The following is a 14,144-nucleotide window of genomic DNA, read 5'->3' on the forward strand; positions in this document are numbered from 1 at the left end:
TCAAGATGCGAGACACCATTGATGTTGCTTTCTAGTTCGACACCCGCGGCCCGCGAAGGGATCGAGGATTGGCGTGGTCACTGTGTTGGCTCGCCTCCGCTAGACGCACGTGTGGAACCGTGGATGTCCGAGCTGATGGATCGATCCCATCTGCAGGAGCTAGTCGCGCAACATGGATCACCATTGAACTTGGTATCCACTTCACCGATGCGATCCAACCTTGGTCAGTTGAATCAGGTTGCAGAGGAACGCAATCTTGATTTCCAGGCATTCTTTGCCCGGAAGTCCAACAAGTGCTTGGCATTTGTCGACGAAGCAAAGCAGTGTGGTGCCGGGATCGATACGGCCAGCGAAAACGAAGTTCGCCAGTGTTTGAAGCGAGGGATGGATCCCATTCAGATCATCTGCACGGCGGCTGTGAAAAGTGATTCGCTGATTCGCCTTTGTTTGGAAAAGGCGATCTGTATCGCCGTCGACAACCACGATGAATTGCGGGTGGTCGCGGACCTTGCAGACGATCTAGCATGCAAAGCGGTCGTTGCGCTGCGTCTAGGTGGCTTTCAGCACGATGGACAGAAGTTGCAGACGCGTTTTGGGTTCGACGTTGATCATGACCAACAGGTGCTGTGCGAATTGGCAGAATTGCCTGTCATTGTCGTCGGAATCCACTTCCATCTGGATGGATATGATGCGAGTCAGCGAGTTTGCGGGATCCGAGAATCGATCCGCTGGATCCAGCGTCTTCGAGACTTGGGGCACTCGCCCTCTTTCATCGACATGGGGGGCGGTTTTCCAATCAGCTATCTGCAGTCTCAACGACAGTGGAATGATTTCTGGCAACAACACCAGCGGGCACTGCTTGGGCAACGGGACCCAGTCACCTATCGCAATCATCCCTTGGGGCGACATGTGTCGGGGAAAACCGTTGTCGGGAAACCCAACAGCTATCCCTACTACCAAACGCCAGTGCGTCAGGATTGGCTGGCCTCGATTCTAGACGCGGAGACCGACCATCGCACGATCGCGGATCAACTGCGTGAGTCCAAGATTCAGCTGCGGTGCGAGCCGGGGCGCAGTTTGATGGATGGCTGCGGCATGACGGTGGCCCGAGTCGAATTTCGCAAACAGAACGCCAACCGGGATTGGTTGATTGGCCTGTCGATGAACCGAACTCAATGCCGCACGTCTAGCGATGACTTTTTGGTCGACCCGATCGTCGTGCCGATGGAAACCTCCGAAACATCGGATCCGATCAGTGGCTATTTCGTAGGCGCGTACTGTACCGAGTCCGAACTGTTGTCGCTGCGTCGAATGGAGTTCCCCGGCGGCATCCGGCGAGGTGACCTGGTGGTGTTTCCGAACACCGCCGGATATCTGATGCACTTTCTAGAGAGCCGTTCGCATCAGTTCCCATTGGCCAAGAACGTTGTGGTTTCCGATGACGGTGAGGGGCGATTCGACCTGGACGGCATCGACCGTTGATGGATCGCGTGAGTGCATTTGCACTTCAAAGAACTGACGCTCCAACTTTCTTGTTCGCGTTGCCGATGGACGTCGCTGCGGACATTTCACGACCATGCTGGTCGACCATCGATCGCGCCGCGTCGGTGCCAGGAAGCTGGTGCACCCTTCCGAAAGGCGGCAAACCCAACGCCGCGAGGGCGAAGCTGAAACGAGTTTCCGTCAAAAGCGATTGATGGCGCAGGGATTGCGTATTCAGTTCTTGACGAAGCCTAGTAGCACCTCGACAGGAGTTGGACATGTTTGTTCTGGAAACCATTTTGACCGACGGGATCGCTCAGTTGTCGTACTTGGTGGGCGACACGGAGAGCTGCCGAGCCGCGGTGATTGATCCACGAACGGATGTATGTGTCTATTCGGATTTAGCGCGGAAGCACGGCTTATCGATCACGCACATTTTTGAAACGCATATTCATGCGGATTTCGTATCGGGTAGCCGTTCGCTGGCCGATCGTTTGGGCACTGCTGCGATCTACCTGAGCGACCACGACGCCAACTACGAATTTGACGGGAAACCGGTCCGCGATTCCGACGAATTCGACTTTGGCAGTTTTTCGCTCACCGCGCGGCACACTCCTGGTCATACACCCGAACACCTTTCCTATGAAATCTGCGAGAGGAAGAACCCCGGGTCACCTTTCGCGGTCTTCAGTGGCGATTCTTTGTTCGTCGGATCGGCGGGGCGACCTGATCTACTCGGTGACGATCAGGCGGAATCGCTTAGCGAGGCTCTGTACGAGACTCTATACGACTACTATTTGAAACTGGACGACTACGTCACGATCCACCCAGGCCACGGTGCCGGTTCCGCTTGTGGAGCGGATATCGGCGACAGACTTTCCAGCACGATTGGATACGAGCGTCGGACGAATTCGTTCTTGCGGTTTCCCGACCTGCAGGCTTTCCAAGAGTTTGTGGTCGGCGATGCCCCTCCGGTTCCGTGGCACTATCCGGAATTGAAGAAGGTCAATGCTGCGGGACCCGACATCGTGAATCGGTTGCCTACGATTGCAGCGTTGCCACCGGAAGACTTTCGCAAGGCAATGCTTCAGCCGCGTGTGACCACCATCGATACCCGGTCGATGTTGGCATTCGGTGGCGGTCACGTGCCGGGGGCGATCAATATCGGCGACCGACCCGAAATGTCTGCCTGGGTCGGGCAACTGTTCGATCTGGACCAAAAACTTCTGTTGATTGTCGATGACGATACAGATATCCAACGCGTGCAACGGTTGATCGTTCGCACCGGTCATTCCAATCATCTGGGCTATTTGGCAGGCGGGATGCGATCGTGGCAGGATGCGGGGTTGCCGCTGGATACGATCCCGCAGATCCCTGTTCAAGATCTGCAAAAACGGTTGGTCCATGATCCCGAGCTGCAGGTTCTGGATGTGCGTTCGCCCGATGAATGGATGGGCGGGCATATCCCCGGGGCACAGCATCATTTCATCGCCGATATGCGTGACCGTATCCGCGGGCTGGATAAGACACACGCTTACGTCGCCTATTGTGCCAGCGGCTATCGAGCCAGCATTGCATCTAGCTTGATGAAGGCTCGGGGATTCCAGGACGTATCCAACGTGCCCGGCAGTTGGTCGGCGTGGACCACCATGGGTTACGACATTGAACAAACGGTGGAGGCCCAGGCATGATCATGGAATCACGTGACGCCGCGTTGTTAGCCGCGGTGGACCCATTGCAGTACGCGGGGCCGGCCTGGTCGCCGTACGTCGTCGGCGCTCTGATCGGAGTGTTGTCGATGTTCACTTTCTATTTCTCGAACAAGCCGCTTGGGGCATCCACGGCGTACGCACGCATCGCTGGCATGCTCGGCGACGTGGTCGCACCCAGGCATACTCGTTCGCTGAAATACTTTAAGGACAACCCGCCCAAGATCGGCTGGGAATTGATGTTGGTGTGCGGTGTCGTTCTTGGTGCCTTCGCAGCCGCATGGACCGGTGGGGAATGGACCGGACAGTTGTTGCCGGCGATGTGGCAGGATCGGTTTGGACCCGATAGCGGATTGCTTCGCGTGATTGTCGCCTTTGCAGGGGGCTGTCTGATGGCATTCGGGGCCCGGATGGCAGGTGGCTGCACCAGCGGACATGGTATCAGTGGAACGCTGCAGTTGGCTGTCGGTTCTTGGGTGTCCGCGATCTGTTTTTTCATTGGCGGCATCGTCGTCGCAATGTTGATGTACGCCGTTTAACCGTATTGCTATCAGGTCCGCAGAGGATTCATCATGACTACGACTCTCGATCAACCGCAACCGGAGAATGTTCGCGTGCATCCGCCGGCGAAGACGGATGCTGTGTCCATGAAGACTTTGACCTTGGGGTTGGTCTTTGGCATGGTCTTCGGCTTCTTACTGCAGAAAGGTGGTGTCGCCAAATTTCATGTCTTGATCGGCCAGTTGATGCTGCAGGACTTCACGGTCGTCAAAGTGATGTTGTCGGCGGTGATTGTCGGCACCTTGGGCATTCATTGGATGCATTACCGAAGACTCGTCGAACTACATATCAAGCCCACGCGAATTGCGTCCAATGTCATCGGCGGCTTGTTGTTCGGAGCTGGTTTCGCTCTGTCGGCTTATTGTCCCGGCACAGGTGCCGCAGCGTTGGGGCAGGGGAACTTCGACGCACTTGCGATGGTGGCCGGTATGATCGTCGGTTCTTATTTCTTTGCAGAGATGTCGGGATGGATCCATCGGAATATAGATCCCATTGGCGATCTAGGAAAACGCACTCTTCATGATTTGCTGCCGGTCAATCGTGCAGTGTTGGTGCTTAGCAGTGCGGCAATCTTGGTGGTGGTCTTGCTGGTCATCGAATTCAATACCGTCCGTTGATCATCTTCTTCCTCGCGACTTCGCCGGCCCTTTGGTGGTGCGGCGACATTCACTGCATGAAACGTAAACCTTCTGCCACAGGCAAGATCCCACATGCGCGCCTATGAATGCCAGTGCGGCGGGCCGTTGTTCTTTCACAGCACTCAGTGCGAAGGTTGCGGTCAGACGGTCGGAATGTGCGCATCGTGCCTGCAGGTGACCGCGATGCGTTCCACCGCCGGTGGGCATTGGCAATGCGTTTGCTGCAACAGCGAATGGAACCTGTGCGATAATCGGTGCAATCACGGTGTCTGCAACGGTGTTGTTTCGGTTGCGAATCTGCCCGCTGAAACCACGCCATCTCAGTCGATGCAGATGGCACCCAAGCTGGTCAGCGCTGACGCCAACCTTTGCTGGTTCTGCTCACTGAACCGAGTCATCCCCGACCTTTCAATTGTCGGGAACTTACAGAAGTGGCGGCGGCTGGAATTCGCCAAGCATCGTGTTCTGCATGGTGTGCATCAGATCGGGCTGCCGATTTTTGCCGACAGCGATTCGGTACAGCCTCGTTTGACGTTCGATTTCAAGTCCTCCGAAGTCGAGTCGGTTTCGACAGGTCATCAAAACGGCGTGATCACGATCGACATTGACGAAGCGGACAGCGTTCAACGCGAGAGGATTCGCGTCAAGTTCGGCGAGCCGCAGCGGACCCTTGTGGGGCACTTTCGACACGAACTTGGTCACTACTTTTGGGATGTGTGTGTCAATCCACGGCGCCTTGACGACTACCGTCAGCTATTCGGCGACCACGTCCATCCGAACTACACCGATGCGCAGCAAGCATATTACGCCGGTGGTCCACCGATCGATTGGCAGGATCGTTTCATCAGCGAATATGCGACGATGCATCCTTGGGAAGACTTCGCTGAAACGTTCAACGCCTACCTGGATATGGCCGCGATCGTCAGCACGTCGACTCACTTCAACAAGTTAACCGTCAACGTCGACGGACACGACTTTGACCAACTGCTCGACGCTTATCAGGGCATCGGGATCGCTGTTAACGAATTGAACCGTGACATCGGGCTGTTGGATTTGGTCCCCGAGGTGTTCAACCCGTCGGTTGTCCAAAAACTTCGCTTTGTCCACTCGCTCGCCAACGGCTGTTGAACGGATCAGGCGTGCTTGGTTGCGTGCGGCGGATACTCCATGATTTCATCATCGGCGATCAGCCACAGGCGGTCCGTCTGCTTCGTTTGGATCGCGTGCGTGCCGGTGAATTCGCCGATTGCTGGAAAGACAAGGCAACCGGACGAATACCAGAAACAGGGCAGTTTTCCGAACGATTCTCGGCCCTTGCCGATTCGAACGGCCGGGTGCAAATGACCGCAAAGCAGCAGATCGGCCCCGTCGGGGACGGGGGCCGGATGGTGTCCCAACGCGAGTCCCGCTATACGCTCCCCGGGCGACACCACTTCAATCGGCCACTGGGGCGGCAGGGATCCGACGTGCGCATCGTGATTACCGCGGATCAGTGTGAATTCTAGTGATGGATGATTCCCCAAGAATTTCTCGACGGATTCGAGTGTTTCCTTGGAAAGGGATGACTTGGCGTGAAACATATCACCCAAAATGACCAGTCGATTCGCTTTCGTTTTGGTTAGGAGGCCAGAGATCGTTTGCATTGTCCCGGCACTGCTTCCCGTTGGAACCGGCAATCCGTGACGGCGAAACGTTGCGTCCTTCCCGAGATGCGTATCGGCGACGAACAAGGTTCGATGCGTCGCGCTGAAGGCGGCTCGCTGTGCGAACAGTTGAAGTTCGATTCCTGCGATCGTTGTATGGATGGAATGGGTCACTCTTTCGATTCCGCCGCCAATTCGAGGTCTTCTTGCATCCGCCGCACCCGATCGGCCAGCGTTTCGCTACTGACCCGTTCTCGCAGTTTGTCGACCAGCAGACCGAACGACAGCGGAGTGACACTCTTCGGTTCGTTCAGAATCAAGCGGCTGGATTCGATTCGGCCAAGTGCAGCTCGCATCCGGGTTGATTCAAGCTGTTGCTCTAACACTTCGCGTCGACTTTGTTCCAACAACATGTTTTCGGGATCGTATTGGCAGAATACATCGAAGAACAAATTGCTGCTGGCTTGCAGATGGCTAGCGCTTTTGCGTCGACCGGGTAGACCTGGATGGATCAGTCCGGCAACGCGAGCGATTTGGCGGAACTGACGTTTTGCCATTTCAGTGGAATTCATGCTCTCTAGAATCTCTGTGGTCAGATCGCCGATTGCGAACACCCCTGCGGTCACCGCCTGTTCAACCTGGATGACGGTCGGCGACTGCAGGACGATTCCGTGGTCATTGCACGCCATCGAAAAAGATTGCTTTCGCAGCTTGGACATGCGGTGGGCGAATAGTGCCGCCATGCCTTCGTGGACCAAACGCCCTTCGAATGGAAACAGAAACAGATGGTGCCCGCGTCGGGATTTGATCTTTTCCATCAGCAGTTCGTCACTGCGTGGTAGGGAACTCCACTTTTCTTGCAACTGGAATAGAGGTTTCAGCGACGTCATTTCGCGGCCGATGTACTTGCCCTCGGACGCTTGCTCGATTCGTCGCCTCAGCGCTTCGCTCAATTCGCTCGACAGCGGCATCCGTCCGCCCATCCACCGCGGTACAGTGTCTGGTTTGCCGGTTGCCCGCCGCACATACGCGGCATTGTCTTTCACACGAACCAGTTGAACCAAGCGGCCTGCGAACAGGAATTTGTCGCCGGGGTTCAGCTTCGACACGAAGCTCTCCTCTGCGGTTCCCAGCGTTCGACCTTTCAGGAATTTTACCTGCATCGACGCATCCGCGACGATCGTGCCAATGTTGATACGGTGATTCGTGATCGTACGCCGCTCGGTGACCTGATATCGACCGTCTTGGATTTCGACACGATGGAAGTCGGGGTAGGCTTCCAGCGATTCGCCACCGTGAACGACAAAGTTCAGCACCCATTGCCATTCGGCATCGGTCAGCGATCGATAGGCATAGGCCGTGCGCACTTCTTTCAGCAAGGCATCGCTGGTGAATCCGCCGCCGATTGCGATCGTCACAACGTGTTGGGCCAGCACATCCAGTGGTCTCTGCAACATGGGACGAGCTTCCAGACGGCCGCCACGAATCGCGTCCTGTGCGGCAGCCAGTTCGATCAGTTCAATCGCATTGGTTGGAACAAAGGCCAGTCGGCTTTGGGCATCGGGTTGATGTCCGCTACGGCCGGCACGCTGCAACAGTCGGGCGGCACCTTTGGGGCTGCCGATTTGGATGACCAAATCGACGGCGGTAAAGTCAACGCCCAAGTCCAAGCTGCTTGTGCAGACCACGGCTCGTAGCCTACCTTCGCGAAGTTCATCTTCGACCCATCGCCGCACCGACATATCCAACGATCCGTGATGGATTGCAATCCGGCCAGCCCACTGTGGCTTTTGTTTCAGAAGATGTTGGTACCAGATTTCGGTCTGGGATCGCGTGTTTGCGAACACCAACGCGCTGTTGACGGTTTCAAGCAGGCTGGCCACTTGGGGCACCATCTTGGTTCCGATGTGACCCGACCAGGGAAACCGTTCCATCTTTTCCGGGATGATCGATTCCAGTTTGACCTTCTTCTTTTTGTGCCCTTCGACAATCTTGACGCGGTCCGGTGGTGTGTCGCCCATCAGAGCCTGGCACGCTTGTGGAAGATTGCCAAGCGTCGCCGACACTCCCCAAACCCGCAGGTCGGGGTTCAGCGAACGCAACCGAGACAATGCCAGTTCAGTCTGGATTCCACGTTTAGTTCCCAGCAGTTCGTGCCATTCGTCGACGATGACACATTCAAGTTGTGACAACTGTGGCAACAGCTTTTCGTGCGTCAACATCAACGACAGACTTTCAGGCGTTGTCACCAGCGCGGTCGGCAGGCGTTTCAGTTGCCGGTTCTTGGCGCTCTGTTTGCTGTCGCCGGTTCTGGAATCGAGCGTCCACGGCAGACCGAGCGCCGAAAGCGGTGCACGCAATGAATTTTCGGTGTCACCGGCCAACGCGCGAAGCGGTGTGATCCAAAGAACGCGGGCTGCGGCAGGTCGTTTGGGATTCCATTTCGTTTGGTCAGGGTTCTCTTGCAACCACTTTAGGATCGGTCCCATCCAAACGCCCAGCGTCTTTCCCGTTCCGGTTGCGGAGTGCAACATTCCGCTAAATCCGTCGCGATACGAACGCCAAACGGTTCGCTGGAATGCAAACGGTTTCCATCCGATCGACGCAAAGTAGCGATCGATGATCTGCGAAGGCGTCTCTCGTTTCGAGGTGATCGTTGTGTTCAAGTTGCCGGTTCTTTGGACGCGTGTGGGCGAAGGGGATCGTCTGCTCTTGGGTGAATCGGGTTGCCTAAGTTAAGTGGGCAATAGTTCCAGCAGTTCGCTTAGCTGGTTGGCATCGGCGGCCTGTTTGTCATGACGCCATCGAACGATTCTTGGGAACCGCGTGGCGATGCCGCTTTTGTGTCGCGAACTTCGTTGCAAACCTTCGAACGCCAACTCCATGACCAGTTCGGGGGATACGCTTCGCACCGGTCCGAACGATTCCTGAGTATGCGTCCGAATGAAGCGATCGACCTTTCGGATTTCCGCATCCGTTAACCCGCTATACGCCTTCGCGAACGGAACCAATTTGTCATTGTCCCACAGCGCAAACGTATAGTCCGTGTACAGGCTGGCGCGTCGGCCGTGTCCTTTTTGGGCATAGATCATGACCGCGTCGATCGTGTGTGGTTCGACTTTCCATTTCCACCAAGTGCCACGAACACGACCGGTGTCGTACCCCGCGCTGCGCAGCTTCAACATCAACCCTTCGGCGTTGTTGTCGCGGCTTGTCTCGCGAACTTGTCGCCACTGCTGCCAGCTATCCGCCTGGATCAGTCGTGTGGAACGCAGATGGGGATGTTGGACCGACGACAGCAGACAATCCAGCCTGGCGCGACGCTGGTCAAATGGTTGCGATCGGATATCGGCCCCCGCGTCTTCCAACAGGTCGAACGCGTGGAACACGACGGGGACGTCGGCCAGCAGTTTCTTGCCAACCGTTTTGCGAGCGATCCGACGTTGCAGCGATGAAAACGGAAGCACGTTGCCGTCGCTGGTCGCAGCAAGAATTTCTCCGTCCAAGACGGTTCCATCCGGTAAACGCTCCGCAGCCGCCTCGACCTCTGGCCAGCGGTTCTCCATCAGTTCTTCCCCGCGTGACCAAACAAAAGTCTGTCCCGATCGGCGAATCACCTGTCCGCGGATTCCGTCCCACTTCCATTCCGCAGCATAGTCCGATGGTTCGCCCAAGGGTTCGGGACCAACGTCATTTGCAATCGCGTGTGCCAAACAAAATGGGTACGGTTGGCTGATGATCGTGTCCTGCGTATCAGGATCGATCAATCGTTGGATCAGTTCTGGCGACGGTTCCCAGTTGCCCATCAGACGGTGTGCGATCACGTCGGGGGCGATCTTGAACCGATCAGCGATTGCCCGTGTCACCAGACGCTTGCTGACACCGACGCGAAATGATCCCGTGATCAGTTTCATCACGACGAATCTTTCCTGGGGCGCGGTTTCTTCCCAGATCGTCAAGATCGCTGCCCGTTGTGCATCCGGGTCCATTCGACGCAGTGGCATCAATCGTTCGGTGATCCAGTGGGCCAGGCTGTGGTCTTCGTTGCTGCTGCCCGGTGGGACAGTCAGTGTCAACGTTTCCGCCAAGTCACCTACCGCGTGATACGATTCATCAAACAACCAATCGGGGATACCCGCAACCTCGGCCGCCCAACTTCGCAATCGCTTGGTAGGGACAAGCCGTTTCAGTTTGCTGCCGGATAAGAAATGGATCGCCCAGGCTGCGTCCAATCTGTCGGCACTGCCAAAGTAGTCTGACATCGCCGCGATTTTTTCATTGGTCTTGGTTGTCGAGTCCAGTGCGTTGTACAGCTGTGCGAACCGTTTCATGTTTCACCGTCCGTTTCCATATCCACATCCACATCGGCGGCAGCGTCTTCGTCTGATTCGCTGCGAGCCGAGGTTTCCAAGACTTCGGCACTGCGTCCCTGTTCGTTCAAATGGCGAGCCACCACGGCGCTGTATCCGTGCGTGACCCACACTGTTTCCGGGTCACACAAATCGATCGCCTGCATCAATGATGGCCAATCCACGTGGTCGCTGACCACAAATCCACGGTCCACGCTGCGCCGCCGGCGCGCGCCTCGGACCGCCATCCACCCACTGGCCATCGCGGTGCTAACGGTCCCGAACCTGCGCATCCACGGTGTGCCATGGGCGCTTGGTACAGCGACGACCATGCCGCCGGCCCAGTCATGTTTTCCAGTGATGGACCCGACGTAGGTCGTTTCGGGCATCGCAATTCCAGACTTCCGATACGCTTCGGTTCCTTTTTCGACTGCGCCGTGCGTATAGATCGGTCCGATGTCTGGATCCAAACCGGCCAGCAATCGTTGGCTCTTTCCAACTGCGTATCCGTACAACACACAGCACTTGCCTTCGTCTTGGCTTTCTCGCCACCACTGGTTGATCGACGCGGTTGTTACCGGATCAGGTTGCCAGCGATAAACGGGCAGGCCAAAGGTCGATTCCGTCACCATCAGATGACAACGAACCGGTTGCCAGCTTTCACAAGTCGGGTCGTCGCCCAGTTTGTAGTCGCCGGTCACCACTTCGACGCGACCACGATGTTCCAAGCGTACCTGTGCCGAACCAAGGATATGTCCAGCGGGATGAAAGCTGATGTTCACACCGCCAATGGAAATGGAATCGCCATATTCCAGGAACTGAAATTCGGCATCGTCGTTCATCCGCATTCGCAGCAGATGTTCGCTCGGTTTTGCGGCCAAATAGCGACGGCAACCCCAACGGGCGTGATCGGTGTGTGCATGACTCACCACGGCGCGATCGACCGGCCGGTTTGGATCGACATAGAAATCGCCCAATGAACAGTAGAGACCGGTGGTCGTAAATTCCAAGATCGTCATTCCCCCACCGCCATTCGAAGGTCGCCGACCAATTGTTCCTGCATTTGATGACGTCGGGACTGGTCAGGCATACGCAAGACGGCCGCTGGGTGCCACGTTGCGACCGTCTGTTTGCACCATTCGGTCTGCAGCCGCTTTCCTCGCGACCGGGTGATGCGGAAATCGCGTCCCAGCAGTGCTTGTGCGGGCGTTGCACCCAGGCACACGATCACATCAGGCTGGATCTCTTCCAGCTCGGCTTCCAGCCACGGACGACATGCAAAGATCTCTCGCGAATCGGGCTTCTTGTGCAAACGCCGTTTGTCAAGCCTTGTGAACTTGAAGTGTTTGACCGTGTTGGTGACATACACCGTGGTCCGGTCGATACCGGCCGCCGCCAAACATTCGTCAAGCAGTTGGCCCGCCGGACCCACGAAAGGCTTTCCCTGGATGTCTTCCAAGTCGCCCGGCTGTTCGCCAATCAGAACGATTTTGGCATTGGCGGGACCTTCGCCGAAGACCAGTTGATTGGCATCGTGGCAAAGATCACAGGCCGTGCACCGACCGGCTGCATCGGACAAGCTTTCCAGACTGCGTTCCGTCGGCATGAAGTGGGCGGCGGTCTGACCAAATCCTTCTTGGGTTTCAATCATTTGATCGACCCGCGTCGGTGCTCGCTGCAGTAGTTCCGGTATCAGGTCCGTTTCGGGAAGGGTGGCCCAATGCCGGACGGGCATTTCACGTTTCATCATCGCCACCTTCACGCGGGCTGGGTTGAACGTGGACGCGTAGTACGTCTTCCACAATTCTTCGAGGGCGTCTTCGCTAGAAACGGCACTGGCAGGCACGCCCGGTCCGTACTGCAATTCGGATTGGTCCCAAGCCACCGATTCGTCGGGTGTAAAGATCGACCAGTTCATGCCTCGGAAACGTCTCGCGAAAAAGGGGGCTGCTAATCGAACGATCCGATGATCCGGACGGTGCCATGCCATGAACGATTCGGGATTGTCAGACACTTTGCGGAACCGCACGAAAGCTTTCATTTTGTGGACGTCTCGTGTGACCGCCTTCTGCATCTGGACCAACTGGTAGACGTCGTCATCGGTGGTGATGTTCAACAGCTCGCGATGCTGGTTCAGGATTCGCCACAGAGTTCGATACAGGATCGACCAACGGGCATCACTGCGGTGGCAGGCAACATTCTTGGCCAATTCCAAGAATTTTCGTGGAACGCTGAATCCGTGTTTGCAGTCTGGTTGCGGCAGCAAGTCATCGTCGAACAAACTTGGTTGTTCGGCATTCGATTGCCACTGGACGTCTGACGGATGCACGTCCATGGTGATCAGACGTCGGGCTTCGGTCCGCCATCGATCGTAACTGTCAATGAAAATAGTCTGCATGCTGGTGCCCGTTAAACCTCGCCCGAGACTGCCGATTGTGCCGCGTCGAACAGCATCAATTGGGTCGTTTTGGGTTTTGCTTGTTTGCCAAGATCTAGCTTGTCTAGGCTGGCTAAACCCGGATTGTGGTCGGCAGCTTGTACGAACCACTTGGTTCGATTCCACGCCACACGCAGTTTTCGGAGATCGCTGCAACGCAGGCTTTGATACCGGCGGATGACTAGAATGCGATCCACACTCCGCACGCCAATCCCCGGGATCCGCAACAGTTCCTCGCGGCTGGCCCGATTCACGTCGACTGGAAAGAAGTGGCGGTTCGCGATCGCCCAAGCCAACTTGGGGTCCATGTCCAAGGATAGGTTCGAGTCGCTTTCGGTCACGATCTCGTTGGCGTCGAACCCATAGAAACGCATCAACCAATCAGCTTGATACAAGCGATGTTCACGCACCATCGGCGGCGACTGGCCAGGCAGCCTCGCGTCGGCATGCGGGATCGGGCTGTAGGCGGAATAGTAGACTCGTCGCAATCGCTGGCCCGTGTACAGTTCGGACGCCGTCTTCAAAATTTCCAAATCGGGTGTTGGCGTCGCCCCCACAATCATTTGGGTGCTCTGTCCAGCGGGTGCGAACCGCGGTGGCTTGAACCCGGACTTCTTCTCCTGAGTCGTTTCGTCGATCTTCTCGCGAATGCCGGTCATCGTGCCGACAATCTGCGGCTTGTTCTTCTCCGGTGCCAGTTGGACCAAGTCGCTTTCGGTTGGAAGTTCAATATTCACGCTCAGGCGGTCCGCCCAGCGACCAGCCTGCTCGATTAACGCGCTCGACGCATTCGGAATCGTTTTTAGATGAATGTAGCCACCGAAATGTTGATCGACTCGCAGGCGACGCGCCACTTCGATCAACTGTTCCATCGTGTAGTCGGAGGTTTGGATGATGCCCGAACTGAGGAATAGCCCTTCGATATAGTTGCGTTTATAGAACTCCATCGTCAACGAAACGACTTCATCGACCGTAAACCGAGCACGCGGCGTATCGCTTGAGATGCGATTCACACAGTACTGGCAATCGTAGATGCAGTAGTTCGTCAGCAAGATTTTTAACAGCGATACACAACGCCCGTCCGGCGTGTAGCTGTGACAGATCCCCATGCCTTCGGTGCTGCCGATTTTGCTGCCAGGTCGTGTTCCTTTGGATCCACTGCTGGCGCAGGAAGCATCGTATTTCGCGGCATCCGCGAGGATCGTCAGCTTGTCTTGCACATCCATCGCCAAGTGTCGTGTCCTGTTGGAGGTCGTTGCTCGGATGCGCCGCTGCGCAGCCCGTTTGCCGGAGGCGGTTTGTTTTCGAAGCATGGCCAGATGCAA

General features: G+C 56.4%; 11 protein-coding genes. 5 read left to right on the forward strand and 6 right to left on the reverse strand.

Annotation, left to right across the window (positions count from 1 at the left end):
- The first annotated feature begins 21 nt into the window (after positions 1–21).
- From K227x_RS01820 to K227x_RS01840, 5 genes are all read left to right on the forward strand, one after another.
- Entirely contained in the window at positions 22–1,482 is a 1,461-nt protein-coding gene (locus K227x_RS01820) for a Y4yA family PLP-dependent enzyme (protein WP_145167804.1), read from the forward strand.
- A gap of 278 nt (positions 1,483–1,760) precedes the next feature.
- The gene (locus K227x_RS01825; protein ID WP_145167805.1) at positions 1,761–3,173 is read left to right on the forward strand and encodes an MBL fold metallo-hydrolase; all 1,413 of its coding nucleotides are present in this window, start codon (positions 1,761–1,763) and stop codon (positions 3,171–3,173) included.
- Entirely contained in the window at positions 3,170–3,730 is a 561-nt protein-coding gene (locus K227x_RS01830; RefSeq protein WP_145167806.1) for a YeeE/YedE thiosulfate transporter family protein, read from the forward strand. The genes K227x_RS01825 and K227x_RS01830 overlap by 4 nt, the downstream gene beginning before the upstream one ends.
- Before the next feature lie 33 nt (positions 3,731–3,763).
- Complete coding sequence (locus tag K227x_RS01835; RefSeq protein WP_145167807.1) at positions 3,764–4,369, forward strand: DUF6691 family protein; 606 nt, start codon at positions 3,764–3,766, stop codon at positions 4,367–4,369.
- Positions 4,370–4,462: 93 nt separating this feature from the next.
- Positions 4,463–5,518: a zinc-binding metallopeptidase family protein gene (locus tag K227x_RS01840; protein WP_145167808.1), complete on the forward strand. Its 1,056-nt coding sequence runs from the start codon at positions 4,463–4,465 to the stop codon at positions 5,516–5,518.
- Positions 5,519–5,523: 5 nt separating this feature from the next.
- On the opposite strand, the gene pdeM is transcribed toward K227x_RS01840, so the two are convergent.
- The 6 genes from pdeM to K227x_RS01870 all read right to left on the reverse strand — a co-directional run bounded on the left by pdeM (position 5,524) and on the right by K227x_RS01870 (position 14,132).
- Entirely contained in the window at positions 5,524–6,207 is a 684-nt protein-coding gene (gene pdeM, locus K227x_RS01845; RefSeq protein WP_145167809.1) for a ligase-associated DNA damage response endonuclease PdeM, read from the reverse strand.
- A complete protein-coding gene (locus tag K227x_RS01850) occupies positions 6,204–8,699 on the reverse strand; it encodes a ligase-associated DNA damage response DEXH box helicase (RefSeq protein ID WP_145167810.1) in 2,496 nt (831 codons plus the stop codon). The genes pdeM and K227x_RS01850 overlap by 4 nt, the downstream gene beginning before the upstream one ends.
- A 69-nt stretch (positions 8,700–8,768) precedes the next feature.
- Positions 8,769–10,364, reverse strand: a complete 1,596-nt coding sequence (locus tag K227x_RS01855; RefSeq protein WP_145167811.1) for an ATP-dependent DNA ligase — start codon at positions 10,362–10,364, stop codon at positions 8,769–8,771.
- A complete protein-coding gene (locus K227x_RS01860; protein ID WP_145167812.1) occupies positions 10,361–11,401 on the reverse strand; it encodes a ligase-associated DNA damage response exonuclease in 1,041 nt (346 codons plus the stop codon). Before K227x_RS01860 ends, K227x_RS01855 begins: the two co-directional genes overlap by 4 nt.
- A complete protein-coding gene (locus K227x_RS01865) occupies positions 11,398–12,780 on the reverse strand; it encodes a UdgX family uracil-DNA binding protein (protein WP_145167813.1) in 1,383 nt (460 codons plus the stop codon). Before K227x_RS01865 ends, K227x_RS01860 begins: the two co-directional genes overlap by 4 nt.
- 11 nt (positions 12,781–12,791) lie before the next feature.
- Positions 12,792–14,132 carry a putative DNA modification/repair radical SAM protein gene (locus K227x_RS01870; RefSeq protein WP_246146442.1) on the reverse strand — a complete coding sequence of 447 codons (1,341 nt, stop codon included), beginning with the start codon at positions 14,130–14,132 and terminating at the stop codon, positions 12,792–12,794.
- Positions 14,133–14,144: the final 12 nt, after the last annotated feature.

Origin of the sequence: Rubripirellula lacrimiformis (assembly GCF_007741535.1) — a bacterium.
GTDB lineage: Bacteria > Planctomycetota > Planctomycetia > Pirellulales > Pirellulaceae > Rubripirellula > Rubripirellula lacrimiformis.